The organism is Streptomyces sp. NPDC008313 (assembly GCF_042956125.1).
GTDB lineage: Bacteria > Actinomycetota > Actinomycetes > Streptomycetales > Streptomycetaceae > Streptomyces.
Genome location: NZ_JBIBFR010000001.1, coordinates 322,273 through 348,782 on the forward strand (window position 1 = coordinate 322,273; position 26,510 = coordinate 348,782).

A 26,510-nucleotide genomic window follows, 5' to 3' on the forward strand; every position below is an offset into this window, starting at 1 on the left:
ACGGGCCTACCGTGACGGAATGTCAGATGATGAGTCGTACGAGCTGCTCGGTTTCGACAACGTCCTGCTGCCCGTCGGGGACCTGGACGCGGCGGTGGCGTTCTACGGGCGGGCGGGCTTCCCCCTGGCTTTCCGGCTCGACGAGGCCGGGATCGCGCTGCTGAGCGTGGGCAAGGAGTCCCCCGGACTGCTGCTCCGCCTGGAGTCGGAGCACGCGGTGCGGCCGCCGGAGTGGGCCTCGCCCCGGGTGTGGCTGGAGGTCGCCGACGCGAGGGCCGCGGCCTCGGCGCTGACCGCCGCCGGCGTCCGCCTCCTCGACGACCCCTTCCCCGGCGCCACCGGGTGGACCGTCGAGTTCGCCGACCCGTGGGGCAACGTCCTCGGGTTCACCGACTACGGCAAACGGCCGGAGCTGGCGCGGGTGCGCTGAACCCCTCTCGACTTGAACACGTTCAAAAAGCGGGCTACTGTCATGCCCAGTCAAGCTTTTGAACACGTTCAAGAGTGCTCAGGGGCACTTTCCGAAGGGGTGGGACATGGATCTCACAGTGGTCTCGTACGTCGTCTACCTGGTCGTCAGCATCGGACTGACCGTCTGGGTCGCGCGCACGCTCAGCAAGAACGGGCGGATCTTCCTCGCCGACGTCCTCCAGGGCAACGAGAAGCTCGCCGACGCCGTCAACCACCTGCTGGTGGTCGGCTTCTACCTCGTCAACCTCGGCTTCGTCGCGCTGTATCTGAGCGACGACACCGTCATCCACACCACGCGTGAGGTGTTCGAGGCGCTGTCGACCAAGCTCGGCGTGGTGCTGCTGGTGCTCGGCGTGATGCACCTGGGGAACGTCTACATCCTCAACCGGATCCGCCGCCGGGGTGTCATGGAGCGGGAGCAGCTCCCGCCGGTCGCCCCGCAGGGCTGGGTCGCGCCGACGGCCGGGGCCTGAGCCCGATGGCCGCCGAGGCCACCGCCGGCCGGGGCGCCGCGCGCGTCCCGGTCCGCGGGCTCACCGTCCTGTACGACGCCCGGTGCTCGCTCTGCGCCTTCGTGCGCGACTGGCTCGTACGGCAGCGGCAGCTGGTGCCCCTCGACCTCGTGCCCGCGGGCTCCGAGGACGCCCGGCGCCGCTTCCCGGGCCTCGACCACCGGGCCACCCTCGACGAGATCACCGTCGTGGGGGACGGCGGGCAGGTCTACCGGGGGCCCGCCGCCTGGGTCGTGTGCCTGTGGGCACTGCGCGAGTACCGGTCGCTCGCCCACCGGCTGAGCACCCCGGCCGGTGCCGCCCTCGCCAGGGGCGCGGTGCTGGCCGCGGCCAAGTGGCGCCAGGCGCACACGGCGGACCGGTGGGGCGGGACCGCCTACCGGCGGGGGGACGGGTGGACGTACGACCCGCGGCGGGGATGGTCGTACGACCCCGCCGGCTGTGACAGCGGCGCCTGCTCCACTGGTTAGGCTCGACACGTGCCAGCATCCGAAGCCAAGGACAGCCCCAGCGCCGGGGACGAGGGGGGCGCTCCCACCGGGAGTGCCTCCGAGACCGCCCCGGCGAACGCTCCAGCAGGCCCCCACAAGGGTCTCGCCAAGAGCGAGCAGACCCGCGCCCTCATCCTGGAGACGGCGATGCGGCTCTTCCAGGAGCGGGGGTACGACAAGACGACGATGCGGGCCATCGCCAAGGAGGCCGGTGTCTCCGTGGGCAACGCCTACTACTACTTCGCCGGCAAGGAACACCTGATCCAGGGCTTCTACGACCGGATCGCCGCCGAACACCAGGTGGCCGTCCGCGAGGTCCTGGACCAGGAGCGGGACCTGGAGGCCCGGATCTCCGGGGTGCTGAAGGCCTGGCTGGAGATCGCCGAGCCGTACCACGAGTTCGCCGTGCAGTTCTTCAAGAACGCCGCCGACCCGGACAGCCCGCTCAGCCCCTTCTCCCCCGAGTCGGAGCACGCGCGCGTGGAGGCCATCAGCGTCCACCGCGAGGTGCTGGCCGGATCGAAGGCCAAGGTGCCGGAGGAACTGCGCGACATCCTCCCCGAGTTGCTGTGGCTCTCCCAGATGGGCCTCGTCCTGTACTGGGTCTTCGACCGCACCGAGGGCCGCGAGCGCAGCTACCGCCTCGCCGAGCGCGGCGCCCGCATCACCACCCGCGGCGTCTCCCTGGCCCGCTTCCGCGTCCTGCGCCCCCTCGTCCACGAGGTGCACGAGCTGTTCACGGACTTCCTGCCGGGGATGACGAAGGCGCTGCCGGACCCGGCTGCCGGCAAGCGCCCGGCAGCCGGCGGGCGAGCGGCCGAGTGATCACTTCCGGGTGAACCGGTGTGAAGGGGGCCTTCGAGGCCCGGTCTGCCTACGATGATGGTCTCGACACCAGCCCACGGGAGGCACGCGATGTCCGCTGCAGCCGTCGAGCAGCCCTTTCACGACGACGAGCCGGTCACTCTGACGGCCATCGCCGACGAGATCATGGAGCGCCATCCGGGCTACCGCGTCGAGATCATCGGAGGCTACCTCCTCGTGACCCCCGCCCCGGACGTGGCCCACGCCCGTGCCCTGACCAAGCTCATGCGCCCGTTCATCGACGCGGGACTGGACGACGGCGAGACAGAAGTCCTCCAGGGCATCGGTCTCTGGCTTCCCACCGACAGCGAGGACTACGCCATCCCCGACCTCGTGGTGGTGGATGCCGATGTCGAGGACCACCTCGTCGAGAACAACGCCTACGACCCCGTCTGCTTCCGCCTTGTTCTTGAGGTCACGTCCAAGAACTGGAAGAACGACCTCAAGACCAAGGTCGCCGCCTACGCCGAGGCCAGAATTCCGGTCTACGTCATCGTCGACCGCAAGCACAGCCGCCTGCACGTCCTGACGGACCCGGTGGACGGTGGTTACGAGAACCACCGCCCCCATGCCCCCGGCGAGCTCGTCACCCTGCCCGACTCCATCGGCGCCAAGGTCACGCTCGACGTGGAGCAGATCCTCAGGACCGCGCAGAAGAAGGGCTAACGGAAGCCGGCACGTGTCCTAGCCGACCGCGTCCACCTCGTCCGCCGCCGTCAGTTCGACGTCGTGCACCAGGGGCTCGTCGGACACGGCGACATGCCGGGCGTGAGCCGCGTACGAGGGAGCCGACACGGCCAGCAGATAGGTGCCCGGTGACGGAGCCGACGCGATGTAGGAGCCGTCGGCCAGCGACACCACGCGGTCGAGCTGCCGCCCGCCCTTGGACATCAGCGTCAGCACGGCTCCGCCGACCGGTCCGCCGTCGGCGTCGCGGACCAGGCCGTGGACGGCCGTCGCCCCCGTCGCGGACGTCTCACCGGGAACGGGGACGGCCCCGCTCGGCCGGGCCTCCTCGGCCGGCTCGACCGCCAGGTGCGGCAGCCGCTTCTCCAGGCCCGCCGGCAGCCACCAGTTGGCGCGCCCCAGCAGATGCATCGCGGCCGGCACCAGCGCCGTACGCAGGATGAACGCGTCCAGTGCGACCGCCGCCGCGAGGCCGACGCCCGCCATCGCCGCGCCCAGGTCGCCGCTCAGCACGAACGCGAGGAACACGCAGACCATGATCAGGGCGGCGGAGTTGATGACCCGGCTGGTCTCCGCGAGGCCCACCCGGACCGCGCGCGCGTTGTCCCCGGTGTGCACCCACTCCTCGTGCATCCGGCTCACCAGGAACACCTGGTAGTCCATGGAGAGGCCGAAGAGCAGCGAGAGCATGATCACCGGCAGATAGGCGTTGACCGGGCCCTCCTTGCCGAGGCCGAGCAGATCCAGGCCCCAGCCCCACTGGAAGACCGCGACGAGCACGCCGAAGGACGCCGCGGCGGCGACCAGGTTCATGACGGCCGCCGTCAGCGGGACGACCAGGGAGCGGAAGGCGACCAGCAGGAGCAGGAAGCCGAGGCCGATGATCGTCGCGATGAAGTACGGCAACCGGTCACCGGTCACCGACGCGAAGTCCTTGGACACGGCCGTGACCCCGCCGACGTGGGCACTCACCCCCGCTTCGGGGATCACCTCGTCGCGCAGGGTGTCGATGAGCCGGTCCGTCTCCACGGACTGCGGAGAGGTGCTCGGCACGACCTGGATGACCGTGACGCCCCGGGCGGGCGGCAGCGCGGCGACCTGGGCGACCGACTCGGTCGCCTTGATGCCGGCGACCAGGGCGGTGGTGTCGCCGCCCTGGGTGACGACCTGGAGCGGGCCGTTGAACCCGGGCCCGAAGCCCTCGGCGAGCAGGTCGTACGCCTGCCGGGTCGTCGTGGCCTCCTTGTCGTTGCCCTGGTCGGTCGTGCCGAGGCGCAGCGACAGCAGCGGCAGCGCGAGCACCGCCATCACCACGACGGCCAGCACCGCGACCGACCGGGGCTGCCGCTCGACGGTCGCCGACCAGCGCGCCGCGATGCCGCTCGCCGCCTGAGTGCGCGGGCCGTGCGCGGCGAGCGCGCGCCGCTGGCGGCGGCTGAGGACCCGGGTGCCGAGCAGGCCGAGCAGCGCGGGCAGCAGGGTGACGGCGGCGAGCACGCTCAGCACCACCGTGAGCGAGGTGCCGATGACCACGCCGTCCAGGAAGCGCAGGTTCATCACCAGCATCCCGGCGAGCGCGATGCACACCGTGCCGCCCGCGAACAGGACGGCCCGGCCCGAGGTGTTGAGGGCGGTCACCGCCGCGTCCTCGGGGCTCTCGCCCCGCAGGATGCCGCGCCGGTGCCGGGTGACGATGAACAGCGCGTAGTCGATGCCGACGCCGAGCCCGATCAGCGTGGCGAGCAGCGAGGCGAGTTCGGGCACGTTGGTGACATGGCTGAGCAGCTGCGTGGCGAACATGCCGGAGCCGACGCCGAACACGGCGATGACGATCGGCAGCAGCATCGCGAGGAGCGAGCCGAAGGCCAGGAAGAGGACGACGGCGGCCGCCACGATGCCCACCATCTCGGCGATGCCGGTCGGCGGCTCCTGGACACGGGTGATCGCCTGGCCGCCCAACTCGACGCGCAGGCCGTCCCGTCCGGCGTCCTGAGCGGTGTCGACGACGTCCTGCACCAGCTCCTTCGGTACCGAGTCCGCCTGTTCGGCGAAGGTGATCTGCGCGTAGGCGATGTGCCCGTCCTCGCTGATCTGCGCCGCGCCCCGGGCGTTGTACGGGCCGGTGACGTCACCGACGCCCTTCATCCGGCCGATCTCCGCGAGCGCGGGCTCGATCCGCGACCGCACCGAGGCGTCCCGGACGGTTCCCTCCTCGACCTTCCACACCACCGTGTCGGTGTCGCCCGACCGCTCCGGGAAGGCCTTCTCCATCAGGTCGTACGCGCTCTTGGAGTCCGTGTCCGGAAGGGAGAAGGTGTTCGCGTAGTCGGTGCCCGCGGTGGTCCCCGCGACCCCCAGACCGAACAACGCCCCCACCCACAACAACAGGACCACCAGCCGGTGCCGGTAGCACCACCGTGCCAATGTCGCCACGCTCAACACTCCTTGTCCGCCATGCGAAAGGTCGGTCGGTCCCCCAGGTCCTCCAGGAAGCATCGACGGCACCGGGCGCGCGGGGACACGACCCGGCCATGACTCTCAAGGAACTCCAAGGCAACGACCGGCCCGCGGGGCGGCGCCCGCACGGATACTGGAGGCCATGACAGCTCACGAGGGGGCCACCGTGCTGGTCGTCGAGGACGAGCCGAGCATCGCGGACGTCCTCACCATCGCCCTGCGCTACCACCGTTTCGAGGTGATGACCGCGGGCACGGTCCAGGAGGCGCTCGCCCTCGCCGGACGCACCACGCCCGACGCGGCGCTCCTCGACGTGATGCTGCCGGACGGCGACGGCCGCGCGCTGGGCCGCGAACTGCGGTCCCGGTGGCCGGACCTGGCGCTCGTCTTCCTCACTGCGCGCGACGCGCCCGCCGAGGTCGTCGGCGCGCTCGGCTTCGGCGACGACTACATCACCAAGCCGTTCAACATCGACGAGGTGGTCGCCCGCATCATCGCCGTACTGCGCCGTACGCGGCCCGCCGACGTCCTGCCGCAACGGCCGCCCCTGCGGTACGGGGACCTGGAGCTGGACGAGACGACCTACCGCGTGCACCGCGCGGGCCGCACGGTCGAGCTGACGCCCACCGAGTACGCGCTGCTGCGTTTCCTCGTCCGCAACGGCGGGCGGATCGTGCCCAAGGAGCAACTGCTGCGGCACGTCTGGCAGTACGAGCATCCGGCCGAGTCCACGGTGGTGGAAACGTACATCAGCTATCTGCGGCGCAAGCTCGCCGTGCTCGGCCCGCCGGTGATCCAGACCCGGCGGGGCGTCGGGTACGGGCTGGCATGAGGCGCCGGGGCGGGATCCACTCACTGCGCTCCCAGCTGACCCTGGCGAACGTGGGCGTGCTGGCCCTGGGCATCGTCGTGGCCACCGCCGTGAGCCTGATGGGGATGCGGCACTATCTGATCGACCAGATCGACGCGGAGCTCCTCAGGACCCGGGACGGGATCGGCGGCAGCCGGATCACCCTGCGGCAGATCGACTCGCTGAGCGCGCTGACCGCCCTCCACGACATGATGGACCCGCGGTCCGGGGGCGATACGGACCCCGGCTCCCTCTTCACGGCCGTCGACCGGCAGGGCAGGAGCGTGAGCGTCGCCGGGTTCGAGCCGACCTCGACGCAGCGGGCGCTCGCCTCGGCCGTGCACGACCCGGACGCGCTGGCCGCCGACCCCGAGCCGCACGATGTCAGCGTGCGCGGCACCCCGTACCGGGTCACCGGGACCCGGCTCGACGACGGCACCGTCGTCCTGCTCGCCGCGTCGACCGACGCGCTCCACAAGGGCGTCGGCAAGGCGCTGAAGCTCGATCTGGCCTCCGGAACACTGCTGCTGACGCTGCTCGCCGCGCTCACGATGGTCAGCGTGAGCCGCCGGCTGCGGCCGCTGGAGGACATGGTGGAGACGTCGTCGGCGATCGCCGAGGGCGACCTGACCCGCCGCGTGCCCTCCAGCCACCACCCGACCGAGGAGGTGGAGCAGCTGCGGCTCGCCCTCAACTCGATGCTCCACCAGGTCGAGTCCGCCTACCGCACGCGCGAGCGCAGCGCCTCCCAGCTCCGCCGCTTCGTCGCGGACGCCTCGCACGAGCTGCGCACCCCGCTGGCGGCGATCCGCGGCTACCTCCAGTTGTACGACAAGGGGATGCTGCGCGAGCCCGCCGAACGCAAGCGGGCCTGGGACCGGATGAACGGGGAGGTCGACCGGATGGGCCGGCTCGTGGACGAGCTGCTGGTGCTGGCCCGGCTCGACCAGCGGCCCGAACTGCGGCTGCGGGACGTCGACCTGAGCCGGCTGGTGCGGGACGCGGCCGAGGATCTGCGCGCCCAGCAGCCCGGCCGCCCCGTGACCGTGGACGCCGGCGGCGCGCTGATGGTGCGCGCCGACGAGTCGGGGCTGCGCCAGGTCCTGGGCAACCTCGTCGGCAACGTGCGCACCCACACGCCCGCCGACGTGCCGGTGCGGCTGGGGCTGGAGCGCGAGGACGGGGTCGTACGGCTGTCTGTCGTGGACGAGGGCCCTGGGCTCGCGGAGGAGGACGCCGCGCGCGTCTTCGACCGGTTCTTCCGGGTGGGCGGGGGCGCGGGCAGCGGCCTGGGGATGGCCATCGTGCAGGGCGTGGTCGCGGCGCACGACGGCGAGGTGGCCGTCCGTACGGCACCGGGCGCGGGCCTCGCGGTGACGGTCACCCTTCCGGTGCGCCGGTCCGACTGAACGCAGGGCCGGGCAGGGGTTCGGCGGGGGCTTGAACGCGGAGTGCCGGCCGCCCGTACACAGGGGCAACCGACGGCCCCGGCCTGCCCGGCCGGTCCGCCACGCCACCACGGGTTTCGCACGGAAGGACCCCCGGGTTGTCGCTCAACACGCACTCCGAACAGCCGTCGGACACGGACCGGCAGACCGCTCCCCCGGACGAACCCGCCGAGACCGACGCCGACGCCGGAACCGAGACCGGAACCGAGGGCGAGAGCGAGGCCGAACCCGAGGCCGGGAGCGGGACCGCCGAGGGGAAGACCGAGTCCACAGAGGCCGAACCCGCCGGGACCGGGACCGCCGGGACCGGGACCGCCGAAGGCGGGACCGCGACCGCAGAGGCGGGCGACGCGGGTGACGCGGGCGACGGGGAACGCCCGGCCCCGCGGGGTCTGCGGGGTCTGCGGGGTCTGCGGGAGCGGTATCCCGAGGCGGCGCGGGTGCTCGCGTGGGGCGTGACCGGGCTGTGTCTCGCGCTCGTGTTCGCCGCGCTGCTGCTGCCGAACGACCTCACCCGCCTGACGCCCGCCCGGTTCGTCCGCATCCCCGCCGAGGGCGTCCTCGGGGCCGCCCTGCTGCTCGCGCTGCCGCCGCGCGGGCGCAGGTGGGCCGCCGTGGCCGCCGGGGCCGGGCTCGGCCTGCTGACCCTCCTCAAGTTCCTCGACATGGGCTTCTACTGGGCCCTCGACCGCCCCTTCGACCTGGTGCTCGACTGGATCCTCCTCGACGACGCCGAGTCGTTCCTCAAGGACTCCATCGGCTCCACCGGCGCCACCCTCACCGCCGTCGCGGCGGTCCTGCTCGCACTCGCCGTGCTCGCCCTGACGACGCTCGCCGTCGTCCGGATCAGCAACCTCATGGTCCGGCACCGGCACACGGCGAGCCGTACGCTGCTGGTCCTCGGCATCGCCTGGATGACCTGCTCCGTGCTGAGCGTGGAGGTCGCCGGGGTGCCGATGGCGTCGCGGAGTGCGGCCGCGCTGGTCGAGAGGCGCGTGGACGCGGTACGGGCCGGGCTGAAGGACGAGGAGGAGTTCGCGAAGGTCGCCGCCGTCGACGCCTACGGGAACACCCCTCCGGACCGGCTGCTGACCGGACTGCGCGGCAAGGACGTCATCTTCGCGTTCATCGAGAGCTACGGCCGCAGCGCCATCGACGACCCGGCGATGGCCTCGCAGATCGGCGCGACGCTGAAGGGGAGCACGGCCGAGCTGGAGGCGGCCGGGTTCTCCTCGCGCAGCGCCTATCTCCGCTCCCCCGTGGCGGGCGCCGGCAGCTGGCTCGCCCACTCCACCTTCCTGTCCGGCCTGTGGATCAAGAACCAGCAGCGGTACCGCAACCTCACCTCGGGCGACCGCATGACCCTCACCGACGCCTTCCGCCGCACCGGCGCCTGGCGGACCGTCGGCATCATGCCGGGCGTCACGCGGGCCTGGCCCGAGGGCAAGTTCTTCGGGCTCGACCACATCTACGACTCCCGGCAGCTCGGCTACCAGGGACCGAAGTTCAGCTGGTCGCCGGTGCCCGACCAGTACAGCCTGTCGGCCTTCGAGCGGCTGGAGCACGGACGCGAGCACGGCAAGCCGCTGATGTCGGAGATCATCCTGACGTCGAGTCACAACCCGTGGGCGCCGATCCCGAGGACCATCGGCTGGGACGAGGTCGGTGACGGCTCGGTCTACGACTCGATCATGCGGGCCGGCAAGGACCCCAAGGAGGTCTGGAAGGACCCCGCCCGGGTCCGGGACGAGTACCGCCGTTCCATCCAGTACTCGGTGACCAGCCTCACCGACTACGTGGCCAGGTACGGCGACAAGAACACCGTCCTGGTCTTCCTCGGCGACCACCAGCCCAACCGGACCGTCACCGGCGACAAGGCGGGCCGTGACGTGCCGGTCGCGATCGTGGCCCACGACCGGAAGGTGCTGGACCGGATCTCCGGCTGGGGCTGGAGCGAGGGCCTGAAGCCCGGGAAGACGGCTCCGGAGTGGCGGATGGACACTTTCCGCGACCGTTTCCTCGGCGCCTACGGCAGCGAGCCGAGCCGCACGAAGTGACGCGGTGCGGGCACCCGCGTGCTCAGGCCTGCCGGGACGCCAGTTCGACGACCGTGATGTCGGAGGGCGCGCCGACCCGGACGGGCGGACCCCACGCGCCCGCGCCCCGGGAGACGTAGAGCTGGGTGTCGCCGTACCGCTCCAGTCCGGCGACCGTGGGGTTGGCCAGCGCGGCGACGTACTCGCCGGGCCAGAGCTGGCCGCCGTGGGTGTGGCCGGAGAGCTGGAGGTCGACGCCGTACCGTACGGCGTCGTCGATGACGACGGGCTGGTGGGCGAGGAGCACGCACGCGCGTGCCCGGTCCCGGTCGCCGAGCGCCCGGCCGAAGTCGGGTCCGTGCCCCTCGCTCTCCCCCGCCACGTCGTTGACGCCGGCCAGGTCGAACCCGGGCAGTTCGGTGCGCGCGTTCTCCAGGGGGTGCAGTCCCAGCTCGCGCACCTCCTCGACCCACTGCTCGGCGCCGGAGAAGTACTCGTGGTTCCCGGTGACGAAGTACGCGCCGTGCCGGGCCCGCAGCCCGGCGAGCGGCGCGGCGGCCGGCCCGAGGTCCTTGACGCTCCCGTCGACCAGGTCGCCGACGACCGCGATGAGGTCGGGCTGCGTGGCGTTGATGGTGTCGACGACCCGCTGGGCGAAGCCGCGGCCGAGCACCGGCCCGAGGTGGATGTCGCTGACCACCGCGATCCGGAACCCGTGCGCCGGGCGCGGCAGCTTGGCCAGCGGCACGGTCACCCGCTTGACCCGCGGGCCGCGCAGCACGCCGTACGTGCCGTCCCCCACCGTGCCGACGGCCGCCGCCGCGACCCCGCCGCCGACGACCCGGGAGACGAAGAGCCGCCGGGAGGGCTCGGAGGCCGCCGCGGAGGTGAGGGTTCCGGCCGGCGTACGGCCGGCGCCGGGTGACGCCGGCTCGGCGTCCAGGGGGGCGGGGGGACCGTCCGCGGGCTCGTCGCCGGGCGCGTCACGGGGCTCGTCGCCGGGCTCGTGCCCGGCGGGCGTTCCGGCCGGGGCCGGGGAGGTCTCCCGCACCGCCGGCTCCGTCGCCGCCGCCCGGCGCTCCAGGAAGCGCCGCAGCAGCGGACGTACGAACTCGCCCGCCACCAGCGCCAGCAGCAGGTACAGTGACAGCGCCATCCACAGGAACCCCGGCCAGCCCAGGGTCCGCTGGAGCCAGAAGGGGGCGCCGGCCCGCTCGGCGACGAGGGCGCCGAACATCAGCACGGGCCCGGCGACGATCACCGCCGTGCCCGTCCGGCGGGCGGGGCCCGGTCCGCGTGTGGTGTCGCGGACGAGGCGGCACCAGGCGTACCGGTGGAGGGCGGCGAACGCGGCCAGTACGGCCAGGCCGACGAGTACGAAGACGATGACCACGGCGGATCCCCCTGGTGTCCCGGTGCCCTACGGGTGCGTCGCGCCGGTGCGGCGCAGTGCGCGCAGTCCGCGCAACCCGATGGCCCCGACGACCGTCCCAAGAACAAAGGAGACGACCGCGAGTGTCAGGTGCACCCAGAAGTACGCCGTCGGATCGCCCGCGTCGTCGAACGCGAGCCCGCTGCCGTCCTTCCAGAGGTTTTTGACGAAAGTGACCCAGATGATCCAGCTCCACACCCCGAAGGCGAGCAGGAACCAGGAGACGGGGCGGCTGAGCTTCATGCGCTCAGTATCGCCGTCGTCCAGCGGGCGCCGCCGCCGGGGTGGGGAGGGCGGGACTTCCCGCCCGGGGGCATGTACGTTCTCGACCGTGCCCGCCTCGAAGAAGACCGTCTCGCGCCGCCTGCCGGTCGTCCCCGCCGCCCTGTTGTCGCTCTCCCTGCCGCTGGCCCTCACGGCGCCCGCCTTCGCGGACGGAAGCCCGACGCCGACGTCGACGGCCTCCACGGCGCCCTCGTCCACGGCGTCCGCGTCGCCCTCCGTGTCCTCGTCCGCGTCGGGGTCCCCCGGTGCGACCGTCTCACCGAGCGTCACGCCTCCGGCGGGCATGTCGACGGTGGGCGGCGCACGGCTCGGCATGGCCGGCACGCAGGTGGACCTCGGCGACGGCGCCCCGGTGCTGCCCAAGGACCTCTCCGCGCGGTCCTGGATCGTCGCGGACGCGGAGTCGGGCGAGGTGCTGGCCGCGCACAACGCGCACTGGCGGCTGCCCCCGGCGAGCACGCTGAAGATGCTCTTCGCCGACACGCTGCTGCCGAAGTGGCCGCGGACCACCGAGCACAAGGTGGTCCCCTCCGACCTGGCCGGCATGGGCGAGGGCTCCAGCGTCGTGGGCATCAAGGAGAACGAGACCTACACGGTCCACGACCTGTGGCTCGGCGTCTTCCTGAAGTCCGGCAACGACGCCGTGCACGTCCTGTCGGCGATGAACCACGGCGTCGACAGGACCGTCGAGGAGATGCAGGAGCACGCCCAGGAACTGCAGGCCCTGGACACCAACGTGGTCACGCCCGACGGCTACGACGCCAAGGAGCAGGTGTCGTCCGCGTACGACCTGACGCTGATCGCCCGTTCGGGCCTGCAGAAGCAGGACTTCCGCGAGTACTGCTCGACGGTGCGGGCGCGGTTCCCGGGCGGGACGAAGAAGGGCGCGAACGGCCGGAAGACCCGTGAGTCCTCGGAGATCAAGAACACCAACCGGCTGCTGACCGGCGACAGCGACATCACCACGTACCAGGGCATCGCCGGGGTGAAGAACGGCAACACCACGAACGCGGGCGCCACCTTCACCGGGGTCGCGGAGCGAGACGGCAAGGTCCTGCTGGTCACGGTGATGAACCCGGAGAAGAACGAGCACAACGAGGTCTACAGGGAGACGGCGAGCCTCTTCGACTGGGGGTTCAAGGCGGCGGGCAAGGTGCGGCCGGTGGGCGAACTGGTGCCGCCGAGGGGCGCCCGGCCGAGCACGTCGCCGAGCGCGCCCGCCGGTGCGAACGCGGCGGGCGGGGCGACCTCCTCGAAGCCGGTGGCCGCGGCCTCCTCCGCCCCCGCCGGCTCGACCGGCATGCTCACCGCGCTGGCCATCGCGGGCGGCGCGCTGGTGCTGCTCGCGGCCGGGATCTATGTGATCAACCGCCGGTGGCCGCTGCCCGACCTGGTGCGCCGCCGCTCACGCCCCTGAGCCCGGGTCCGGTCGAGGTGGAGGTGGAGGTGCCGGCGTCCGTGCCGGTGCGGGGGCCGGTGCCGTCGCCGGATCGTGCCTCCCGGTCCGCCTCCCGGTCCGCGTGGTCCTTCTGCGCCGCCGTCCAGGCCGCGCAGTACAGCAGCAGCTTGGTGGTGAAGTTGATCCACAGCAGCAGCGCGACGGGCACCCCGAAGGCGCCGTACATGCTCTTCGACGCGACGCCCTGGATGTAGCCGCTGAGCAGCAGCTTGAGGAGCTCGAAGCCGACGGCGCCGATCAGCGCGGCGGTGAACAGCGGGCGGCGGTGCGGTTCGACGCCCGGGAACAGCGTCAGGACGTACAGGAGCAGCAGGAAGTCGGCGAGCACGGCGACCGCGAAGGCGGCGATCTGCAGGAGGATGCCGCCCCAGCCGTTCTCCTCTATGCCGAGCTGCCGGGTGGTCCAGCCGACCATCGCCGAGGCGAGGGTGGAGGCGGCGATCGTGACGAGCACGGCGCCGCCGAGGCCGACCAGGACGCCGCCGTCCTTGAGCTTGCGCACCAGCGGGTTGCCATCGTCCTCCGGCAGCTCCCAGACCGCGCGCAGGCACTCGCGCATCGAGCCGACCCAGCCGATGCCGGTGAACAGCAGCAGGGCGCCCGCGATGAGGCCGACCGTCCCGGCGTTGTCGACGAGGGCGCCGATGTCGAGCTGGTCGGAGATGCCCGGCACCTGCTCGGCGATCTTCTCCTGGAGCTTTGCCTGCCCCGACTCGTCGAGGGTCGCGGCGGCCACGGCGGCGGCGACGGTCAGCAGCGGGAAGAGCGCGAGGAAGCTGGTGAAGGTCATCGCGGCGGCGAGCCGGGTCCACTTCACGCGGTCGAGCCGCTCGTACGACCTCCACGCGTGCGTGGTCATGAGGCGGGTCACCCAGGGGCCCACGCCGGGGATCTTCTTCAGCCAGTCCATGATCCGACTCTCCCCTCACCGCGGAACGCCCATGTCCGGGTACCCCAGAACCGCAGGACCGTGGCCAGTGCCATCCCCACTCCGGCGCCCGAGACCGTGTCGGCGCGCTGCGAGGTGAGCCCGAACCCGTAGTGGCTGACGGCGACGCACAGCAGCTGGACCAGGGCGCCCGCGAGGTTCACGGCGAGGAACACCGCGTACTGGCGCATCCGTGGGCCGGTGCGGTGCCGGTAGGTGCCGAGCGCGTTGCCCGCGTAGGCGACCGAGCAGCCGGCGAGGAACGACAGGGCCTTGGCGGTGAGCGGGCCGAACCCCGCCGGTCCGCGCAGCCAGACGAAGAGGCCCAGGTCGGCGGCGTAGGCGAAGGCGCCGACGGTCGCGAAGCCGAGGAGCTCCCGGGCCGCGGGCCGTACGGCGGGGCTCACCGGCTCACCAGTTCGCGACCGCGAGTCCGTACATCGCCAGCCACACGAGGCCGATGACGGCGAGCGCCCTGTCGTGCAGGACGACGTCCTCCGGTTCGCCCGCGGTGCCCCGGTCGGCGAAGACGGCGTACCGCAGGACGGCGAGGATGTAGGCGGCCATGGACAGTTGCCGCCAGGGCAGCAGGCCCTGGCCGGGCGCGCCGCCGTCCTCCAGGGCCCACAGGCAGTAGCCGAGGACGGAGACCCCGGCCGCGAGCTGCCAGACGAAGCGCAGATAGCCGGTGGTGTACTCGGTGAGCAGCGCGCGGGTCTCGCCGCCCCGGCCGGCCATCCGCACGGCCTCGGAGTAGCGCTTCGCGGAGACCATGAAGAGCGCGCCGAAACCGGTGGTGATCAAAAACCAGCGGGACAGCGGGATGCCGAGGGCGAGTCCGCCGGCCATCGCCCGCATCAGGAAGCCGGTGGTCACGACGACGAGGTCGACGACCAGGACGTGCTTGAGGCTGACGCAGTAGGCCAGTTGCATGGCCACGTACGCGCTCAGCAGCGCGGCGGTGAGCGGGGAGCAGAGCTGGACGGCGGCGGCCGGGGCGAGGACGGCGAGGACGCCGCCGGCCGTGTACGCGACCGTGACGGGGACCTGTCCGGCGGCGACCGGCCGGTGGCGCTTGACGGGATGGGCGCGGTCGGCGGTCACGTCCCGTGCGTCGTTGATCAGATAGACGGCGGACGCGCAGGCGGTGAAGAGGACGAAGACCAGGCCGAGCCGGGCCAGCGCGTGGGCCGTGAACAGCTCGCCGGCCGCCGCCGGGGCCGCCACGACGAGCACGTTCTTCACCCACTGGCGGGGGCGGGCGGTGCGCAGCAGGCCGAGGGCGAGGACGGCGGTGCCCCGCGTGGCGGTCGGGGCGAGCGGGCGTTCGGCGACTGCGGCGCGCTCAGTCATGGATGCTCCCTGCCGAGGTGGCCGGTCGGCCGGTGCCGGCCGCCATCCAGCGGCCGCCGAGCCGGGCCGTCAGCGCGCCGAGGACCGCGCCGGCGGCCACGTCCGAGGGGTAGTGGACGCCGACGACCAGGCGGGCGACGCACATCGCCGCGGCCACCGGCGCGGCCGACCGGGCGCCGAGCGCCCCGAAGGCGACGGCGGCGGCCGCCGCCGAGGTGGCGTGCGAGCTGGGGAAGGAGTGCCGGCCGGCGGTGCGGACGCGGGGCTCGACGTGTCCGGGGCGGGGCCGGCGGACGATCCGCTTCACGCCCATGCTGGCCAGGTGGGCGCCGGCCGTCAGCGCCGTGCCGCGCAGCCACGCGCCGCGCCGGGGACGGTCGGCGGCGGCTCCGGCGAGGCCCGCGGCGAACCAGAGCGCGCCGTGTTCACCGGCCCGGGACAGACCGCGTGCGACGGCGGCCACACGCGGATCCGTACCGAGGCCGTGGAGTGCCGACAGGAGCCGGTGGTCCAGGTCGTCAAGGTCGTCCATGCTTCGTCACTCTTCTAGGGACCGGTCGCGGAATGACGGCAATCCAGGACGACATCCCACTAATCACCCATTTCGGTGAGGGGCCGTGAGGGGCGGGGCCGTTCGGGCGTCATGTCCCCTTTCCGGCGCTACGGTCACGCTCATGTCTGCCGACACCGTCTCCGTCACGGGGTGGGGCCGCACCGCCCCGACCGCCGCCCGTCTGGTCCGTCCGCGCACCTACGAGGAGGCGGTCTCCGCCGTCCGCGCGTGCGGCGAGGCCGGGGCGCGCGGCGGCATCGCCCGGGGTCTGGGGCGGGCGTACGGGGACGCGGCGCAGAACGCGGGCGGGTCCGTGCTCGACATGACGGCCCTGGACCGCGTGCACGTGATCGACGCCGACCAGGGGCTCGTCCTGTGCGACGCCGGGGTGAGCCTGCACCGGCTGATGGAACTCCTGCTGCCGCTCGGCTGGTTCGTGCCGGTGACTCCCGGGACCCGTTATGTGACGGTCGGCGGCGCGATCGGCGCGGACATCCACGGCAAGAACCACCACGTCTCGGGGGCGTTCACCCGTCACGTCCTCTCCCTCGAACTGCTCACCGCCGACGGCGAGATCCGGACGGTGGGCCGCGGCACCCCCCTCTTCGACGCCACCACCGGCGGCATGGGCCTGACCGGCGTCATCCTCACCGCGACGGTCCGGCTGCAGCCCGTGGAGACGTCGAAGATGGCCGTCGACACCGAACGGGCGGGCGATCTCGACGACCTGATGGCCCGTCTCACCGCGACCGACCACCGCTACCGCTACTCCGTCGCCTGGATCGACCTGCTCGCGCGCGGCGCGTCGATGGGACGCTCGGTGCTGACCCGCGGCGACCACGCCCCGCTGGACGCGCTGCCGCCGCGCCGGCGCAGGGATCCGCTGGCGTTCCGGCCGGGGAGCTTCCCGGCCGCGCCCGACGTCCTGGCCGACCTGCTCCCCGAAGGGCTGCTGGGCCGCCGGAGCGTGGGCCTGTTCAACGAGCTCTGGTACCGCAAGGCGCCCCGCGCGCGCGTCGGCGAACTGCAGCGGATCTCCACCTTCTTCCACCCGCTCGACGGGGTCCCGCACTGGAACCGGATCTACGGGCGCGGCGGCTTCGTGCAGTACCAGTTCGTCGTCGGGCACGCGCGGGCCGAGGCCGTGCGCAGGATCGTCGGGCGCGTCTCGAAGCGGCGCTGCCCCTCGTTCCTGGCCGTGCTGAAGCGCTTCGGGGAGGGCGACCCCGGCTGGCTGTCCTTCCCGATGCCCGGCTGGACCCTCGCCCTGGACATCCCCGCGAGCCTGCCGGGGCTCGGCGCCTTCCTCGACGAACTGGACGAGGAGGTCGCCGCGGCGGACGGCCGGGTGTACCTCGCCAAGGACTCCCGGCTGCGCCCGGAACTGCTCGCCGGCATGTATCCGCGCCTCGACGAGTTCCGGGCGCTGCGGGCCGAGCTGGACCCGCGCTCCGTCTTCACCTCGGACCTCGCCCGCAGGCTGGGTCTCTAGGGTCTCCAGGCCCTGTCCCCGGCCTCCCCGCGCGGGAGGGCCCGCCTCCGCACCGATCTGGCTCAAGGAGTTGCCATGAAGGACGCGTTCGGAACCCCGCAGTCCCTGCTGATCCTCGGCGGCACGTCGGAGATCGCGCTCGCCACCGCGCGCCGGCTGATCGCCCGGCGCACCCGCACGGTCTGGCTGGCGGGGCGGCCCTCCCCGGCTCTCGAGGCCGCCGCCGGGCAGTTGCGCGGGCTCGGTGCACAGGTGCGTACCATCGCCTTCGACGCGCTGGAGGCCGACTCCCACGAGACCGTCCTCGGCAAGGTCTTCGCCGACGGGGACGTCGACATGGTGCTGCTGGCCTTCGGCGTCCTCGGCGACCAGGCCGGTGACGAGCGGGACCCGGCGGGCGCGGTGCGGGTCGCGCAGACCAACTACACCGGCGCGGTCTCCACGGGGCTGGTGTGCGCGCGGGCCCTCCAGGCGCAGGGGCACGGCTCCCTGGTCGTGCTCTCGTCGGTCGCCGGCGAGCGGGCCCGCCGCTCCAACTTCATCTACGGCTCCAGCAAGGCGGGCCTCGACGCCTTCGCACAGGGCCTGGGGGACGCGCTGCACGGCACGGGCGTGCACGTCATGGTCGTACGCCCCGGCTTCGTCCGTACGAGGATGACCGCCCATCTGCCCGAGGCACCCCTCGCGACGACTCCGGAGGCGGTGGCGCTGGCCATCGAGACGGGGCTGCGGCGGCGCTCGGAGACGGTGTGGGTGCCGGGGGCGCTGCGGGTCGTGATGTCGGCGCTGCGGCACGCCCCGCGGCCGCTGTTCCGGCGGCTTCCGGTCTGAGCGCCTGGCGCTTCAGCGCTTCAGGCTGACGATCACGGCCTTGGCCATCGGGTTGCCGCTCTGGTTGACCTGGACGTGACCGACGCCGATGATCTCGTCGGTGCCGGGCACCGGGGCCACCTCCTCCAGCCAGAGCGACTGGTGGGACTCCTTCGTGACGCCGCCCCTCTCCGGCAGCCGGGAGCGCTTGATCTTGGCGCAGGCGCCGTCGGTGGTGACGTACCAGTTGCCGTCGAGGACGAGCCCGGCGTCGCCGTCCCGCGCCACCGGGATCCTGCCGCCGCACTCCCCCGGCAGGGACGGCTGGTCGCGCCACGCGGTGCCGTCCCAGCGCAGCCGGATCCTCTCGTCGTCGGGCTCGTCCTCGCCCTCACCGTGGTTGAAGGTGTGCGTGCCGTACACGCGGACGTCGTCGGGGGCGAGGGCGAACACGTGGTCGAGCGTGGCGTCGGGCTCGGGCGGTACCGGTTCGGCGAAGTGGTAGGCCGGGGTCTCGACGAGCCGCCAGGAGTGCCCGTCGAAGTGCACGGTCGCGGGCTGTGTCAGCTCCCCCGTCTCCGAGCCGGTGCGGCGGAAGCCGACGGCCCACAGGTCGTCGGGCGCGGTGCCGTCCAGCGACTCGACCGACGCGGGCAGGCGCGTGGCGGTCCAGCGGCGGCCGTCCCAGCGCAGCACCTGGTCCTCGCCGGCCAGCATCCGTACGTCGTCGGGGGCGAAGGCCTCGACGTCCGCGACGCGGCCGGCCGGAGGCCGCGGCAGCGCGGACCAGCGGTGGCCGTCCCAGCGGGCGACGCGCGGCTGGTCCTGGGCGGCGCCGGTGGCCGTGAGCCAGACCTGGCCGGAGCCGACCGCGTCGAGCCGGACCGTGCCGGGCTCGCTGCCGAGGACGCCGGGCAGCGGCCGCTCACGCCAGCGCGTGCCGTCGTAGTGGAGCAGGTACTGGTCGTTCGTCCCGCCCGTCGGCCCGCGGCCGGTGCCGTACGCCCAGATGTCGTCCTCGGCGACGACCGCCATGTCGGCGAGGCTCGCGTCCCCGTCGAGGACGCGGTCGTACGACCAGGACAGGGCGGGCGCGCCGGAAGCGGCCGGGCTCTCGCTCCCGCCGCCGGACGGAGACGCGGCGTCGGCCCCGCCGCGGGACGTGCCGGGCCGGGCGTCCTCGCCGTCCGGTGTCCCGCAGCCGGTTGCCAGCAGCGCGGCGGCGGTCACCGTGACGGCGAGGGTCACGGCCCTGCCCGCGCTCCCGCGGCGTGTCCTCGTGGCGGTCATCCTCGGGTGTCCCCCCGTACGCGGTCGGTCAGTGGGCCGGCAGGGTGGTGTCCCGCTTGGCGGGGGCGCAGGCCTGCGGGGGGACGACCGCTCCCCCGAAGGCGAACTCGCGCAGCTTGCGCCAGACCCCGTCGGGGCCCTGCTCGTGGAGGGCGAAGCCGGTGCACGACCAGTCGGCCTCGTACGCCGACAGCTCCTCGAACGCCCGGTCCATCGCCTCCTCGGCGATGCCGTGCGCCACCGTGACGTGCGGGTGGTACGGGAACTGCAGGTCACGCGCCAGGGGGCCGGAGGGGTCCCTGACCTGCTTCTGCAGCCAGGCGCAGGTGTCGGCGCCCTGGACGACCGCGACGTACACGACGGGCGACAGGGGGCGGAAGGTGCCCGTCCCCGACAGCCGCACCGGGAAGGGCCGGCCTGCGGCCGCGACCTCCATGAGGTGGGTCGCGATCCCGGGCAGCGCCGAGGTGTCGGCCTCCGTCGGCGGGAGCAGGGTGATGTGCGTGGGGATACCCGAAGCCGCCGGGTCACCGAAGTCCGCGCGCCGCTGCTGGAGCAGGCTGCCGTAGGGCTCCGGGACCGCGATCGACACACCGATCGTTACGGTCCCCACGTCATCTCCTGTCGTCGTGTCGAGGTTCTGCGTCACCGAGGTCCTGCGGTCCCGGACCCCGCGGTCCGGAGTCCCGCGGGGCCGGGGCGTTACGTCCGTTTGTGTCCGCCCGGCTTTCGACTGTACGACGGCGCCGGGGCGGAGCGCGGTGCCCGCCGGGTCCTGGGGGGGGTGGGGCTCAGTGCTTGGCGGGCAGGAAGCCGACATTCCCGTAGGCCTGGGCGAGCGTCTCCGCGGCCACGGCACGCGCCTTCTCCGCGCCCTTGGCCAGGATCGAGTCCAGCGTCTCCGGGTCGTCCAGATACTGCTGGGTGCGCTCCCTGAAGGGCGTCACGAACTCGACCATGACCTCGGCGAGGTCCGTCTTGAGCGCACCGTAGCCCTTGCCGGTGTACTTCTGCTCCAGATCGGCGATACCGGTCCCGGTGAGCGTCGAGTAGATGGTCAGCAGGTTGCTCACGCCCGGCTTGTGTTCCGTGTCATACCGGATGACGGTGTCCGTGTCGGTGACCGCGCTCCTGACCTTCTTGGCCGTCGCCTTGGGGTCGTCGAGGAGGTTGATGAGGCCCTTCGGCGTGGACGCCGACTTGCTCATCTTGATCGCCGGGTCCTGGAGGTCGTAGATCTTCGCCGTCTCACGCAGGATGTACGGCTTCGGGACGGTGAACGTCCGGCCGAACCGGCCGTTGAACCGCTCGGCGAGGTCGCGTGTGAGTTCGATGTGCTGGCGCTGGTCCTCACCGACCGGTACCTCGTTGGCCTGGTACAGCAGGATGTCGGCGACCTGGAGGATCGGGTACGTGAAGAGGCCGACGGAGGCGCGGTCCGCGCCCTGCCTGGCGGACTTGTCCTTGAACTGGGTCATCCGGGACGCCTCGCCGAAGCCGGTGAGGCAGTTCATGACCCAGGCCAGCTGGGCGTGCTCGGGGACGTGGCTCTGGACGAAGAGCGTGCAGCGCTCCGGGTCGAGACCGGCCGCGAGCAGCTGCGCGGCGGCGAGCCGGGTGTTGGCGCGCAGGTCCGCGGGGTCCTGCGGGAGGGTGATCGCATGCAGGTCGACGACCATGTAGAACGCGTCGTGGGTCTCCTGCAGGGCCACCCACTGGCGGACGGCGCCGAGGTAGTTGCCGAGGTGGAACGAGCCCGCGGTGGGCTGGATTCCGGAGAGCACGCGGGGACTGTCAGAGGCCATGCTCACCATTCTCTCAGGTACGGCCGGGAGGTCTCGAACAGGTGGGATGTGATCCGTCTCCGGGGTGTGACAGGGATCGCGGACGCGCCCGACGCGGCGAGGGCCGTGCACGGCGCGACGGGCGCCCGGCGAGCTTGCCGCCGGGGCCGGCGGGACGCCCCCGACACGCTTCACGGCGGCCCGTCCCCACTGCGGGCCGCCGTGAGGACGGGCCGTCGTGAGCACGGGCCGCCGTGAGGGCATCCGTGTCAGGAGCTGATCGCGCTCCGGGCCCGCGCGCCCGGGTGCGGGGCAGGGCGGGCGAGGCAGAGCGGGCGGGCGGGCGGGCGGGTCAGCCGAGGTCGATCTCCGGGTAGAGCGGGAAGCCGCCGAGCAGGTCCGTGGCCCGGTGGGAGATCTCGTCGGCGATCTTCGGGTCCAGGACGTGCTGGGCCTTGGACGGGGCGCCCTTGGCGGTGGTGCCGGCCTCGGCGGTGGTCAGCACCCGGTCGATCAGGCCGGCGATCTCGTCCATCTCGGCGGCGCCGAGGCCGCGCGTGGTCAGCGCGGGCGTGCCGATCCGGATGCCGGAGGTGTACCAGGCCCCGTTCGGGTCGGCGGGGATGGCGTTGCGGTTGGTGACGATGCCGGAGTCGAGCAGCGCGGACTCGGCCTGGCGGCCGGTGAGGCCGTAGGAGGAGGCGACGTCGATCAGGTTGAGGTGGTTGTCGGTGCCGCCGGTGACGAGGGTGGCGCCGCGGCGCGTCAGGCCCTCGGCGAGGGCGCGGGCGTTGTCGACGACGGCGCGGGCGTAGTCGCGGAACTCGGGGCGGCGGGCCTCGGCGAGGGCGACGGCCTTGGCGGCCATGACGTGCGGGAGGGGGCCGCCGAGGACCATCGGGCAGCCGCGGTCGACCTGCTCGGCGAGGGACTCGTCGCACAGGACCATGCCGCCGCGCGGGCCGCGGAGCGACTTGTGGGTGGTGGTCGTGACGATCTGGGCGTGCGGGACCGGGTCGAAGTCCCCGGTGAGGACCTTGCCGGCGACCAGGCCCGCGAAGTGCGCCATGTCGACCATGAGGGTGGCGCCGACCTCGTCGGCGATCTCCCGCATGATCCGGAAGTTCACGAGGCGGGGGTAGGCGGAGTAGCCGGCGACGATGATCAGCGGCTTGAACTCGCGGGCGGAGGTCCGCAGGGCCTCGTAGTCGATGAGCCCGGTGGCGGGGTCGGTGCCGTAGGAGCGCTGGTCGAACATCTTGCCGGAGATGTTCGGGCGGAAGCCGTGGGTGAGGTGGCCGCCGGCGTCCAGGGACATGCCGAGCATCCGCTGGTTGCCGAAGGCGCGGCGCAGCTCGGCCCAGTCCGCCTCGGACAGGTCGTTGACGTTGCGGACGCCGGCCTCCCGCAGGGCGGGGACCTCGACGCGGGCGCCGAGGACGGCCCAGAAGGCGACCAGGTTGGCGTCGATGCCGGAGTGCGGCTGGACGTAGGCGTGCTCGGCGCCGAAGAGCTCGCGGGCGTGCTCGGCGGCCAGGGACTCGACGGTGTCGACGTTGCGGCAGCCGGCGTAGAAGCGGCGGCCGACGGTGCCCTCGGCGTACTTGTCGCTGAACCAGTTGCCCATCGCGAGCAGGGTGGCCGGGGACGCGTAGTTCTCGGAGGCGATCAGCTTGAGCATCTCGCGCTGGTCGGCGACCTCCTGGCCGATGGCGTCGGCGACCCGGGGCTCGACGGCGCGGATCACTTCGAGGGCGCTGCGGAAGGCGGTGGACTCGGTGGACAGGGGCTCGGGCATGACGGCCTCCGGACGTGGTGTTCCCTCACGGTCGGCCCAGGCGCACGGCACACAGTTCGCGGGCCGCTCCCCGATGGTCGGTCCCATCCCAGCGCGCCAGTCACGGCCCGCCGCCAGCCTACCGGCGGAGCCGGATCGGGGCCGCGCGGTCCACGATACGGGCGCCGGACATCCCCTGGGTGCCGGAGCGGGCGCCGCGGTCAGACGATCACGTGGGGCAGGAAGCGGGCGTACTCGTCGGTGATCAGCCCGGCGGACTCGCGGATGCCGAGGCCCGCCGACGCGCCGTCGACGACCCAGGTGCCGAGGACGACGCGGTTGCCGTCGAAGGAGGGCAGCGGCGCGAGCTCCTGGTAGCAGCAGGGTTCGTCGCGGATCACGGGGGCGGCGCCCGCTTCGTGCACGGTGACGCCGGCTCCCTCGCGGCCGAGGAGGGGTTTGGCGACGTATCCGGTGGTGGCGGCCAGTTCACGGGGGCCGTCGAGGTGGGCGGCCAGGAGGTTCGGGTGGCCGGGGTGGAGCTCCCACAGGACGGCGAGCAGGGCCTTGTTGGACAGGAGCATCTTCCAGGCGGGTTCGATCCACAGGGTGGAGCCGGTGCCGCCGCCGTTGTCGAGGGTGTCGAGGACGTGTCCGGCGAAGCGGTCGGTGACGAGCCACTCCCACGGGTAGAGCTTGAAGCAGCTGCGGATGAACCGGAGGTGGTGGTCGACGAACCGGCCGGACAGCGGGTCCCAGCCGATCTCCTCCATGGATATCCAGTCGGTGTCGAGGCCTGCCTGCTCGGCGGTCTCCTTCAGATAGGCGACCGTCATCAGGTCCTCGCCGAGTTCGTCGGCGGCGGAGTGCGCGAAGTGCAGCGGGGTGCCCGGCGGGAGGAGGGGCGCCTGCTTCCGCCAGGCGTCGACGAGGCGCTCGTGGAGGGAGTTCCACTGGTCGGCCCCGGGGAACCGTTCCTCCATCCAGAACCACTGCGGGCCGGCGGCCTCCACCAGCGACGTGGGCGTGTCCGCGTTGTACTCCAGGAGTTTCGCGGGGCCCGTACCGTCGTAGCGCAGATCGAAGCGGCCGTAGAGGGACGGGAGTTCGGCACGGCGACGCCAGGCCTCGGTGACCGCCTCGACCAGCCGCGGGTCGGTGATGCCGAGGTCGGCGAAGCGGCCGGTGTCCACGATGTGCGCGGCCGCGGCCAGGCACATGCGGTGCAGCTCCTCGACGACCTCCTCCAGGGCCTCGACCTCGGGCAGCGAGAAGGCGTAGTAGGCGCTCTCGTCCCAGTAGGGGCGCAGGGAGCCGTCGGGATACCGGGTGAGGGGGTAGATGAGCCCCTGCTCCTCGACGGTCCGCTGCCAGCCGTCCCTGGGCTCGATCGTGCGGCGTTCCACTGTCCTGCTTCCCGACGTCTCGAAGTGCTGCGGCCCGAAGCGCTCCGGCCCGAAGTCCCTTTGCCGCGGCACCGGTTGGCAGGTGCCCGGTGTCCCGGCGCCTCGGCGGGCACCGGTGTCCGGCGGACGGCTCAGCCGCCGGAGCCGCCCTTGTGGCTGCCGAAGCCGCCGCGGTCGACGCCGCTGTGACCGCCCGAGCCGCCGGACGATCCTCCCTTGCCGGGCTTGGTGAAGGAGCCGCTGTCGACCCAGCCGCTCTTCTTGTCGCCGCCGTAGTACCAGGAGCCGTTGACGGGCGTCCTGGCCGTGCCGGACTTGCAGTTCTTGTCGGCAACGACCTTGTAGCCGCGGCCGGCGTTGTAGCTGTCACGGTCGACGCAGCGCTTGTCGGGGTCCGAGGAGCAGGCGGTCAGGGCCGCCGCGAGGAGCCCCATACCGCCGAGCGCGACCGTGGCCGAGCGCAGTTGCCGTCGTGTGTCCGCCATGTCCGTGCTCCCCGTGGATGTGCCGTCGTGATGGTGCCCGCCCGCCGTCGTCCGGGCGAGCGCCCGTACAGCCTAGGGATCACCGGACCCGGCCGTGCGGCGGCCCCCGTTTCCGTCCGGCGGCCGCTACGGCAGGGCCTGGCACAGGGCGTCGAGGACTCCGGACCAGGCACTGTCCGGCGGGGTGCCGTAGCCGACGACCAGGGCGTCCCGGTGCGCTGCGACGGAGTCGGGGTGCCGGAAGCGGGTCAGCCCGTGCACCGCGAGTCCCCGCCAGGCGGCCGCCCGCACCACCGACTGCTCGGTGCCCGACGGCAGTTCGAGGACGGCGTGCAGTCCGGCCGCGATCCCGGTCGCGTGCACCTCGGGGGCGCGGGCGGCGAGGGCCTCGACCAGGGCGTCACGGCGGCGCCGGTAGCGCAGCCGGACCGCGCGCACATGCCGGTCGTACGCACCCGAGGTGAGGAACTCCGCGAGCGTCAGCTGGTCGAGGACACCGCAGGACCAGTCCGCGCGGCCCTTCGCGGCGACGGCCTCCGGCACCAGCGACGGCGGGAGGACCATCCAGCCGAGGCGCAGTCCGGGGGCGAGGGACTTGCTGGCGGTGCCGATGTACACCACCTGGTCGGGGCCCAGGCCCTGCAGCGCGCCCACGGGCTGGCGGTCGTAGCGGAACTCCCCGTCGTAGTCGTCCTCCACGATCAGTCCGCCGGTGCGCCGCGCCCAGTCGACGACGGCGGACCGGCGGCCGGGGCGCAGCGGCACGCCCATCGGGAACTGGTGGGCGGGGGTCAGCAGCACCGCCCCGACCCCGGACAGCCCCGTGTCCGGGCGCTGCCCGGCGGCCCCGGCGTCGAGTTCCTCGGTGCGCGTGCCCCGCTCGTCGAAGGGCAGCGGGACGCCGCGCAGGCCCGCGCGCTCCAGTACGTCCCAGTGCACGTCGAGGCCGTACGACTCCACGGCGAGGGAGCGCACGCCCCGCTCGCGCAGGACCGTCGCGATCAGCATCAGCCCGTGCAGGAAGCCGGAGCAGATCAGGACGCGGTCCGGGTCGGCGTGGACGCCCCGCGCCCGGGAGAGGTAGCCGGCGAGCGCGGTGCGCAGCTCGACGCGGCCGCGCGGGTCGCCGTAGCCGAGGGCCTCGTGCGGTGCGTGGGCGAGGGCGCGGCGGGCGGCCCTGAGCCACTCGGCGCGGGGGAAGGAGGCGAGGTCGGGTGTGCCGGGGATCAGGTCGTAGGCGGGCCGGTGGCGTTCCCGGGGGCGGCGGCGCCGCGGTTCGGCCGCCGGTTCGGCGGCCCGCTCGGCGACCCGGGTGCCGGAGCCCTGGCGGGCGGTGAGCCAGCCCTCGGCGACGAGGTCGGCGTAGGCGTCGGCGACCGTGTTGCGCGCGATACCCAGGTCGGCGGAGAGCGTCCGGGACGACGGCAGCCGGGTGCCGGGGGCCAGCCGCCCGCCCCGGACCGCCTCGCGCAGGGCGTCGGTCAGTCCCCGGCGCACCCCGTGACCTGCGGGTTCGAGATGCAGGTCCACACCGAGCGCGGCCCGCAGACCCGCGTTACGGGGCGGATCCGACCGGTTGCCGTCGGCAGAAGTGGCCCAAGATTTCACCATGGAAATGGACCATACCCCTGGGCTACTCG

25 protein-coding genes and 1 riboswitch are annotated in these 26,510 nt (G+C 73.0%); of the genes, 11 read left to right on the top strand and 14 right to left on the bottom strand.

Annotated elements, in window-relative coordinates:
• The first annotated feature begins 19 nt into the window (after window positions 1-19).
• The 5 genes from ACFY93_RS01495 to ACFY93_RS01515 all read left to right on the top strand — a co-directional run bounded on the left by ACFY93_RS01495 (window position 20) and on the right by ACFY93_RS01515 (window position 3,004).
• Window positions 20-430 (top strand): VOC family protein, encoded by a 411-nt coding sequence (locus ACFY93_RS01495; protein ID WP_391352567.1) that lies wholly within the window; start codon window positions 20-22, stop codon window positions 428-430.
• 106 nt (window positions 431-536) lie between these two features.
• Window positions 537-944, top strand: a complete 408-nt coding sequence (locus ACFY93_RS01500) for a hypothetical protein (protein WP_391352568.1) — start codon at window positions 537-539, stop codon at window positions 942-944.
• Window positions 945-949: 5 nt separating this feature from the next.
• Window positions 950-1,453, top strand: a complete 504-nt coding sequence (locus ACFY93_RS01505) for a DCC1-like thiol-disulfide oxidoreductase family protein (protein WP_391352569.1) — start codon at window positions 950-952, stop codon at window positions 1,451-1,453.
• Between the two features lie 168 nt (window positions 1,454-1,621).
• Window positions 1,622-2,299, top strand: a complete 678-nt coding sequence (locus ACFY93_RS01510; protein WP_391352958.1) for a TetR family transcriptional regulator — start codon at window positions 1,622-1,624, stop codon at window positions 2,297-2,299.
• 90 nt (window positions 2,300-2,389) lie between these two features.
• Window positions 2,390-3,004: a Uma2 family endonuclease gene (locus ACFY93_RS01515; protein WP_391352571.1), complete on the top strand. Its 615-nt coding sequence runs from the start codon at window positions 2,390-2,392 to the stop codon at window positions 3,002-3,004.
• Window positions 3,005-3,022: 18 nt separating this feature from the next.
• Here the strand turns inward: ACFY93_RS01515 and ACFY93_RS01520 are convergent, their stop codons facing one another.
• Window positions 3,023-5,449, bottom strand: coding sequence for an MMPL family transporter (locus ACFY93_RS01520; RefSeq protein WP_391352959.1), 2,427 nt, complete (start codon window positions 5,447-5,449; stop codon window positions 3,023-3,025).
• 175 nt (window positions 5,450-5,624) lie between these two features.
• Here ACFY93_RS01520 and ACFY93_RS01525 point away from each other — a divergent pair, with 175 nt between their 5' ends.
• The 3 genes from ACFY93_RS01525 (at window position 5,625) to ACFY93_RS01535 (ending at window position 9,837) form a co-directional block, all read left to right on the top strand.
• Window positions 5,625-6,314 carry a winged helix-turn-helix domain-containing protein gene (locus ACFY93_RS01525; RefSeq protein ID WP_391352572.1) on the top strand — a complete coding sequence of 230 codons (690 nt, stop codon included), beginning with the start codon at window positions 5,625-5,627 and terminating at the stop codon, window positions 6,312-6,314.
• A complete protein-coding gene (locus tag ACFY93_RS01530; protein WP_391352574.1) occupies window positions 6,311-7,741 on the top strand; it encodes an ATP-binding protein in 1,431 nt (476 codons plus the stop codon). The genes ACFY93_RS01525 and ACFY93_RS01530 overlap by 4 nt, the downstream gene beginning before the upstream one ends.
• Before the next feature lie 137 nt (window positions 7,742-7,878).
• Window positions 7,879-9,837 (top strand): sulfatase, encoded by a 1,959-nt coding sequence (locus ACFY93_RS01535; protein WP_391352575.1) that lies wholly within the window; start codon window positions 7,879-7,881, stop codon window positions 9,835-9,837.
• Window positions 9,838-9,859: 22 nt separating this feature from the next.
• On the opposite strand, the gene ACFY93_RS01540 is transcribed toward ACFY93_RS01535, so the two are convergent.
• Window positions 9,860-11,209 (bottom strand): metallophosphoesterase, encoded by a 1,350-nt coding sequence (locus ACFY93_RS01540; RefSeq protein WP_391352577.1) that lies wholly within the window; start codon window positions 11,207-11,209, stop codon window positions 9,860-9,862.
• A gap of 27 nt (window positions 11,210-11,236) precedes the next feature.
• On the bottom strand, window positions 11,237-11,491 hold the full coding sequence (locus tag ACFY93_RS01545) for an SCO4848 family membrane protein (protein ID WP_391352578.1): 255 nt from the start codon (window positions 11,489-11,491) through the stop codon (window positions 11,237-11,239).
• An 88-nt stretch (window positions 11,492-11,579) separates the two neighbouring features.
• Here ACFY93_RS01545 and ACFY93_RS01550 point away from each other — a divergent pair, with 88 nt between their 5' ends.
• A complete protein-coding gene (locus ACFY93_RS01550) occupies window positions 11,580-12,950 on the top strand; it encodes a D-alanyl-D-alanine carboxypeptidase family protein (protein WP_391352580.1) in 1,371 nt (456 codons plus the stop codon).
• On the opposite strand, the gene ACFY93_RS01555 is transcribed toward ACFY93_RS01550, so the two are convergent.
• The 4 genes from ACFY93_RS01555 to ACFY93_RS01570 are packed head-to-tail and all read right to left on the bottom strand — an operon-like array spanning window position 12,898 to window position 15,805.
• Window positions 12,898-13,902, bottom strand: a complete 1,005-nt coding sequence (locus tag ACFY93_RS01555) for a YhjD/YihY/BrkB family envelope integrity protein (RefSeq protein ID WP_391352582.1) — start codon at window positions 13,900-13,902, stop codon at window positions 12,898-12,900. The two genes, ACFY93_RS01550 and ACFY93_RS01555, sit on opposite strands and share 53 nt — an antisense overlap.
• On the bottom strand, window positions 13,890-14,327 hold the full coding sequence (locus ACFY93_RS01560) for a GtrA family protein (protein WP_391352584.1): 438 nt from the start codon (window positions 14,325-14,327) through the stop codon (window positions 13,890-13,892). Before ACFY93_RS01560 ends, ACFY93_RS01555 begins: the two co-directional genes overlap by 13 nt.
• A gap of 4 nt (window positions 14,328-14,331) precedes the next feature.
• Entirely contained in the window at window positions 14,332-15,273 is a 942-nt protein-coding gene (locus ACFY93_RS01565; protein ID WP_391352585.1) for a decaprenyl-phosphate phosphoribosyltransferase, read from the bottom strand.
• Window positions 15,266-15,805: a phosphatase PAP2 family protein gene (locus tag ACFY93_RS01570; RefSeq protein WP_391352586.1), complete on the bottom strand. Its 540-nt coding sequence runs from the start codon at window positions 15,803-15,805 to the stop codon at window positions 15,266-15,268. Before ACFY93_RS01570 ends, ACFY93_RS01565 begins: the two co-directional genes overlap by 8 nt.
• Before the next feature lie 142 nt (window positions 15,806-15,947).
• On the opposite strand from ACFY93_RS01570, the gene ACFY93_RS01575 reads away from it, so the two are divergent.
• Window positions 15,948-17,318: an FAD-binding protein gene (locus ACFY93_RS01575; protein WP_391352588.1), complete on the top strand. Its 1,371-nt coding sequence runs from the start codon at window positions 15,948-15,950 to the stop codon at window positions 17,316-17,318.
• Window positions 17,319-17,393: 75 nt separating this feature from the next.
• A complete protein-coding gene (locus ACFY93_RS01580; protein ID WP_391352590.1) occupies window positions 17,394-18,149 on the top strand; it encodes a decaprenylphospho-beta-D-erythro-pentofuranosid-2-ulose 2-reductase in 756 nt (251 codons plus the stop codon).
• A 12-nt stretch (window positions 18,150-18,161) separates the two neighbouring features.
• Here the strand turns inward: ACFY93_RS01580 and ACFY93_RS01585 are convergent, their stop codons facing one another.
• The 7 genes from ACFY93_RS01585 to ACFY93_RS01615 form a co-directional block, all read right to left on the bottom strand.
• A complete protein-coding gene (locus ACFY93_RS01585) occupies window positions 18,162-19,418 on the bottom strand; it encodes a hypothetical protein (protein ID WP_391352592.1) in 1,257 nt (418 codons plus the stop codon).
• 28 nt (window positions 19,419-19,446) lie between these two features.
• Window positions 19,447-20,031, bottom strand: coding sequence for a 2'-5' RNA ligase family protein (locus tag ACFY93_RS01590; RefSeq protein WP_391352594.1), 585 nt, complete (start codon window positions 20,029-20,031; stop codon window positions 19,447-19,449).
• A 178-nt stretch (window positions 20,032-20,209) separates the two neighbouring features.
• Complete coding sequence (trpS, locus tag ACFY93_RS01595) at window positions 20,210-21,223, bottom strand: tryptophan--tRNA ligase (RefSeq protein ID WP_391352596.1); 1,014 nt, start codon at window positions 21,221-21,223, stop codon at window positions 20,210-20,212.
• 331 nt (window positions 21,224-21,554) lie between these two features.
• The gene (locus tag ACFY93_RS01600) at window positions 21,555-23,000 is read right to left on the bottom strand and encodes a glycine hydroxymethyltransferase (RefSeq protein WP_391352598.1); all 1,446 of its coding nucleotides are present in this window, start codon (window positions 22,998-23,000) and stop codon (window positions 21,555-21,557) included.
• Window positions 23,001-23,027: 27 nt separating this feature from the next.
• Window positions 23,028-23,114: riboswitch (ZMP/ZTP riboswitch) on the bottom strand.
• An 86-nt stretch (window positions 23,115-23,200) separates the two neighbouring features.
• Window positions 23,201-24,385, bottom strand: a complete 1,185-nt coding sequence (locus ACFY93_RS01605; protein WP_391352600.1) for a glutathionylspermidine synthase family protein — start codon at window positions 24,383-24,385, stop codon at window positions 23,201-23,203.
• A gap of 131 nt (window positions 24,386-24,516) precedes the next feature.
• Entirely contained in the window at window positions 24,517-24,870 is a 354-nt protein-coding gene (locus ACFY93_RS01610) for a hypothetical protein (RefSeq protein WP_391352602.1), read from the bottom strand.
• A 126-nt stretch (window positions 24,871-24,996) separates the two neighbouring features.
• Window positions 24,997-26,481: an aminotransferase class I/II-fold pyridoxal phosphate-dependent enzyme gene (locus ACFY93_RS01615; protein WP_391352604.1), complete on the bottom strand. Its 1,485-nt coding sequence runs from the start codon at window positions 26,479-26,481 to the stop codon at window positions 24,997-24,999.
• Between the last annotated feature and the right edge of the window lie 29 nt (window positions 26,482-26,510).

Excerpts from the sequence above, each read along its gene's own strand:
- ACFY93_RS01530 (WP_391352574.1), top strand. The coding sequence starts at position 6,311 with ATGAGGCGCCGGGGCGGGATCCACTCACTGCGCTCCCAGCTGACCCTG.
- ACFY93_RS01585 (WP_391352592.1), bottom strand. The coding sequence starts at position 19,418 with ATGACCGCCACGAGGACACGCCGCGGGAGCGCGGGCAGGGCCGTGACC.
- ACFY93_RS01525 (WP_391352572.1), top strand. The coding sequence starts at position 5,625 with ATGACAGCTCACGAGGGGGCCACCGTGCTGGTCGTCGAGGACGAGCCG.
- ACFY93_RS01610 (WP_391352602.1), bottom strand. The coding sequence starts at position 24,870 with ATGGCGGACACACGACGGCAACTGCGCTCGGCCACGGTCGCGCTCGGC.
- ACFY93_RS01505 (WP_391352569.1), top strand. The coding sequence starts at position 950 with ATGGCCGCCGAGGCCACCGCCGGCCGGGGCGCCGCGCGCGTCCCGGTC.
- ACFY93_RS01555 (WP_391352582.1), bottom strand. The coding sequence starts at position 13,902 with ATGGACTGGCTGAAGAAGATCCCCGGCGTGGGCCCCTGGGTGACCCGC.
- ACFY93_RS01575 (WP_391352588.1), top strand. The coding sequence starts at position 15,948 with ATGTCTGCCGACACCGTCTCCGTCACGGGGTGGGGCCGCACCGCCCCG.
- ACFY93_RS01545 (WP_391352578.1), bottom strand. The coding sequence starts at position 11,491 with ATGAAGCTCAGCCGCCCCGTCTCCTGGTTCCTGCTCGCCTTCGGGGTG.
- ACFY93_RS01615 (WP_391352604.1), bottom strand. The coding sequence starts at position 26,481 with ATGGTGAAATCTTGGGCCACTTCTGCCGACGGCAACCGGTCGGATCCG.
- ACFY93_RS01510 (WP_391352958.1), top strand. The coding sequence starts at position 1,622 with ATGCGGCTCTTCCAGGAGCGGGGGTACGACAAGACGACGATGCGGGCC.
- ACFY93_RS01500 (WP_391352568.1), top strand. The coding sequence starts at position 537 with ATGGATCTCACAGTGGTCTCGTACGTCGTCTACCTGGTCGTCAGCATC.
- ACFY93_RS01600 (WP_391352598.1), bottom strand. The coding sequence starts at position 23,000 with ATGCCCGAGCCCCTGTCCACCGAGTCCACCGCCTTCCGCAGCGCCCTC.
- ACFY93_RS01495 (WP_391352567.1), top strand. The coding sequence starts at position 20 with ATGTCAGATGATGAGTCGTACGAGCTGCTCGGTTTCGACAACGTCCTG.
- ACFY93_RS01565 (WP_391352585.1), bottom strand. The coding sequence starts at position 15,273 with ATGACTGAGCGCGCCGCAGTCGCCGAACGCCCGCTCGCCCCGACCGCC.
- ACFY93_RS01515 (WP_391352571.1), top strand. The coding sequence starts at position 2,390 with ATGTCCGCTGCAGCCGTCGAGCAGCCCTTTCACGACGACGAGCCGGTC.
- ACFY93_RS01580 (WP_391352590.1), top strand. The coding sequence starts at position 17,394 with ATGAAGGACGCGTTCGGAACCCCGCAGTCCCTGCTGATCCTCGGCGGC.
- trpS (WP_391352596.1), bottom strand. The coding sequence starts at position 21,223 with ATGGCCTCTGACAGTCCCCGCGTGCTCTCCGGAATCCAGCCCACCGCG.
- ACFY93_RS01570 (WP_391352586.1), bottom strand. The coding sequence starts at position 15,805 with ATGGACGACCTTGACGACCTGGACCACCGGCTCCTGTCGGCACTCCAC.